Here is a 4,312-nt window from a genome sequence, read left to right as displayed (position 1 = left end):
CAAGAGAAGTTTAACCCAAAATTCTGAATTGGGTTCGTTGTTAAAAAATTCCTGCATTTGGGGCAAAGCTGGTGAAATTGTCGCACCAGCCATCACAGTCATCGTACTGGCAATCAGCAAAGTGATGAGTTTGAGCATAGGGATTGATATGTTTCTAATCCTGGGTCATCAGCAGTTGTGCGCGTCAAACTGAGGCAAATTTTTGCTTCAGTCATTCCTTCTATTTTGAGTGATAGTGGAATCTATTCAGCAAGTGCATTTGTCAAAATTTAGTTTATTTTGCCTGAATTCGGATGCTAAACCCCGAAGAATGGGAAATTTCATTTTTTTATAGCCTAAGTATCTGCGGATACAAACTGGCCACGATCGTTAATCTAAAATCGACTCCAGCTATATAGATATTCCATGAGCGGGGAATAATATCTTCAGGGCTGAGTATTTAGTTGCCCGCCCAATATCATAAACTGAGACGATCGCATGAAATTTCATCCACCGCTCATCGGCATCACTACCTCCAGTCAACGTCAAACTGCCAGCTTTTGTGTGCGGCGCGAATATGTAGACGCAGTGCGCCTCGCTGGTGGTTTACCCATGCTGCTAACCCCAGGGGAAGCCAACCTCGCTACTATCCTGGAATGGGTAGATGGGATTGTCTTCCCAGGCGGGGGCGATATTGACCCAGCCGCCTATAACGGCGCAGCCCATCCTAGCATATATAACGTGGACGCAGAGCGCGATCGCTTCGAGCTATCCCTAGCCCAACTCGCTCTGGAAACAGATATTCCCATCTTAGGCATCTGTCGCGGTTTAGAAATACTGGTAGTCGCCAGTGGCGGTAAATTGGTAACCCATTTGCCCGATGAATTTGGCGAAACCACAGTCCACCGTGCCGAACAAGCGAGTCCGTGCGAGCATAACGTTCAAATTACCCCAAATAGCCGCCTTGCCACAATTATTGGCCCAGGAGAAGCAAAAATTGTCTCTTGGCACCATCAAGCAGCTAGCACCATCCCACCAAGCTGGCGTCTTACCGCCCAAGCATCTGATGGCGTCATCGAAGCATTAGAACATCAACATCATCCGTGGGCTCTAGCGCTGCAATGGCATCCAGAACTCTCCCTCCAAGACACCCGCCAGCAGCAAATTTTCCGCACCTTCGTTACAGCAGCAGCACATCGAAACGCCGCATTTTCTCAAAAAGCTGGCTGAAGTTTGGTGAGTTGTCTAGCTGTGAATTGTCAGTAGTCAGTCAGTTGTTCTTTTCTACTGACTGCTGACTACTGACTGGTGACAACTGTAACAATTTTGTTGCACAGCAACTATTTTGGTCTTCGGGTTATCTAAATTGAGAACAAAGCAATTTTACCGATACGCGCAATGCTGCTAAAAGATATCCGAGACTATCAAATTTTGTTTTTATCCCTGTTCCTCATCTTGGGCATTGGGACAAGGGACTGGACACTGCGGCCTGAGTTAATTGTAGTTGCGATCGTCACCTGCCTGGTAACCCAATGGCTAGCAGAGCGTGCCACATCCATCGCCCCGCACCTTAAACAGAATATCGCAAATCTGCTGAAGCGATCGGACAATTACCCCCATCAACCCAACCTCAATTTAATCAACCCCCAAAAATCGACCTCACTTCGCAGCGCCGCCATCACCGCATTAAGCCTTTCTCTCTTACTGCGAACCGAACATTACAGCACAATGATTCTCGCCGCATCCCTGGCAATCTTAAGTAAATTTATTTTTCAAATCCATCACAAGCATTTTTTTAACCCCGCCAACTTCGGCATCATTGCAGCTATCACCTTCACCAAAGACGCCTGGGTTTCACCCGGACAATGGGGAGAAGATTGGTGGTATGCACTTTTATTTTTAGGCACCGGCGGCATGATATTAAAACGAGTCGGGCGATGGGACACCACCGCCGCTTTTTTAGGTTCCTACGCCTTACTAGAAGCCATTCGCAACCTTTGGCTCGGTTGGACTTGGGACGTATATTTCCACAAGTTAATGAGCGGGTCATTATTACTGTTTGCCCTATTTATGATTACCGACCCCCGCTCAATTCCCAATGCCAAAATAAGTCGTTTGTTATGGGCAGCCAGCATCGCCCTCCTAACCTTTATCCTCCGTAATTACTTCTTCCTTTCCACAGCAGTATTTTGGGCATTGTTTGCGCTTGCACCCTTAACAATTATTCTAGATTACCTTTGGACAGCACCCAAATTTTCCTGGTCATTTGTCAAAAGTAATTTATCCTTCAGCCGCAGACAGCAATTAACAACATAGGATTGTAGGGTGGGCGCTGCCCACCTTACCAAGGGTAACTGAAAAAAAGGAACTTACTATGAAGCTATTTCGTATTTTGATAACTTCACTTATAACATTACTAGCTGTCATTTGCTTTGCCCCTACAGCCTGGGCATTTTGCGGTTTTTATGTCGCCAAAGCAGACAGCAAACTTTACAACAAAGCTTCCCAAGTAATCATCGCCCGCGATGCTAGCAACACTATTTTAACAATGGCAAACGACTATCAAGGAAATGCCAAAGACTTTGCCTTAGTCGTCCCCGTTCCTGTAGTTTTACAACAAGAACAAGTGCGCGTTGGCGACCCCAAAATTATCGAACGTTTAGATGCTTTTAGTGCGCCTCGACTGGTAGAATATTTCGACCCAGACCCTTGTGCAGTTTATGAGACGGAAGGCGGTGTAACAAGAGGAGGGGCAGTAATGAACGCAGCCCGATTAAGAAGGGCTAGGGATGAGGATAACGCCTTTGGTGTCACCGTCGAATCTCGCTTCAGCGTCGGAGAATACGACATTTTAATTTTAAGCGCTACAGAATCAAATGGTTTGCAAACTTGGCTAAACCGCAACGGCTATAAAATTCCTGCGGGTGCAAGTCAACTATTGCAACCTTATATCCGGCAAAACATGAAATTCTTCGTTGCTAAAGTCAACCTCGCCGAATTTCAAAAATCCGGTTATCAATATTTGCGACCGCTACAAATAGCCTACGAATCGCCCAGATTTATGCTACCGATTCGTCTGGGTATGGTAAACGCTACCGCAGAGCAAGATTTAATTGTGTATATCTTATCGCCGAAAGGACAAGCTGAAGTTACCAATTACCGCACAGTCAAAGTGCCATCAGATGCAGAAATTCCTGTCTTTGTCAAGAAAGAATTTGGCGATTTTTACAAAGCCATGTTTGCTACAGCTTACACTCAAGAAGACAAAAAAGTAGCATTTATGGAATATGCCTGGGATATGAGTAACTGCGACCCTTGTTCGGCAGAACCGTTAAATCAAGAAGAACTGAAACAAGCTGGTGTTTTTTGGCTTACTCCCGCCAGAGGTAATAATGTTTTTATTACCCGCCTTCATGTGCGCTATACCCGCGATAAGTTTCCCGAAGATTTGATGTTCCAAGAAACCGCAAACCGCCAAACATTCCAGGGACGATATATTCTGCGCTATCCCTTTGAAGGTGATGCCAGATGTGAAGCAGGTCAACAATACAAAAAATCTTTAGGTCAAAGATTTGAACAGGAAGCACAAACTTTAGCTAAGCTAACTGGATGGAATATCAATGATATTCGCAAAAAGCTTCCCGTAACTCAAAATCAATCCCAACCTTTTTGGCGAAATATTTGGAATTAGTAATTTGTCATTAGTCATTGTTGTAGGGTGCGTTAACGCAGTGTAACGCACCTGACAATAGTCGAAACAAAGCCTTAGTTTTGTTCGGCAAACCTAGCCAATAATTCTGCACGGGATAATTGCAATAACATGGGAGTAAATTCTGCTGGCGGCAAAGTCAATATGAGGGGGATAATTGCCGCTAGCTGTTCGTCCAATAACCCAAATCGAACTTGCAGCAAATTTTCTACTATCTGACGCCTTTCTGCCTGAATACCCTGCTGAATACCCTGCTGAATACCTTCTTGGATAGCTCGTTCGCGGTCTTGTTCGTAAAGTGGTGCTAATCTCATAATTAACTCCCTATCCTCTTCATCTGGAATGTCATTAATTTGCAAGTTTTTCCGTAAGTTATACAGCAGCTTGACGGCGTTGGAACGTAAAGGGTTATCTGCTGACAGGGCGACGATTTCATCAATTGCCTGCTTTTGGACGTTACCTTTACCCAAAATCCTTAACCAGAGAGTTTCAGGAGTACGAGGTAACTGGTGAATTACTACAATGCCAGTTCTGAGATACTCCGGCATCAAGTAAATTCCAGGCAACCAGTTATCGTTTATTATAGCGCCAAACCCAGACAAAATACAGATCGGAAGAGCGTCG

Annotated in this window: 3 protein-coding genes and 1 pseudogene; 3 read left to right on the top strand and 1 reads right to left on the bottom strand. The window is 44.9% G+C overall.

The window, feature by feature from the left end; genetic code table 11:
• Positions 1-477: 477 nt before the first annotated feature.
• The 3 genes from H6S82_RS20460 to H6S82_RS20450 all read left to right on the top strand — a co-directional run bounded on the left by H6S82_RS20460 (position 478) and on the right by H6S82_RS20450 (position 3,670).
• On the top strand, positions 478-1,209 hold the full coding sequence (locus H6S82_RS20460) for a gamma-glutamyl-gamma-aminobutyrate hydrolase family protein (RefSeq protein WP_191056631.1): 732 nt from the start codon (positions 478-480) through the stop codon (positions 1,207-1,209).
• Positions 1,210-1,377: 168 nt separating this feature from the next.
• Positions 1,378-2,295, top strand: coding sequence for an RnfABCDGE type electron transport complex subunit D (locus H6S82_RS20455; RefSeq protein ID WP_190460817.1), 918 nt, complete (start codon positions 1,378-1,380; stop codon positions 2,293-2,295).
• A 58-nt stretch (positions 2,296-2,353) separates the two neighbouring features.
• A complete protein-coding gene (locus tag H6S82_RS20450; RefSeq protein ID WP_190460811.1) occupies positions 2,354-3,670 on the top strand; it encodes a DUF2330 domain-containing protein in 1,317 nt (438 codons plus the stop codon).
• Between the two features lie 74 nt (positions 3,671-3,744).
• Here the strand turns inward: H6S82_RS20450 and H6S82_RS20445 are convergent.
• Positions 3,745-4,312: pseudogene (locus H6S82_RS20445) on the bottom strand (hypothetical protein); the annotation flags it as partial.

It is taken from the genome of Planktothrix sp. FACHB-1355 (assembly GCF_014748295.1).
Classification (GTDB): domain Bacteria; phylum Cyanobacteriota; class Cyanobacteriia; order Cyanobacteriales; family Aerosakkonemataceae; genus Aerosakkonema; species Aerosakkonema funiforme_A.
The sequence above is the reverse complement of the archived record's forward strand: the minus strand, read 5'-3'. Positions and strand labels throughout refer to the sequence as shown.

Bases quoted from the DNA above. Each gene is read 5' to 3' on its own strand.
- H6S82_RS20460 (WP_191056631.1), top strand. From the start codon at position 478: ATGAAATTTCATCCACCGCTCATCGGCATCACTACCTCCAGTCAACGT.
- H6S82_RS20455 (WP_190460817.1), top strand. From the start codon at position 1,378: ATGCTGCTAAAAGATATCCGAGACTATCAAATTTTGTTTTTATCCCTG.
- H6S82_RS20450 (WP_190460811.1), top strand. From the start codon at position 2,354: ATGAAGCTATTTCGTATTTTGATAACTTCACTTATAACATTACTAGCT.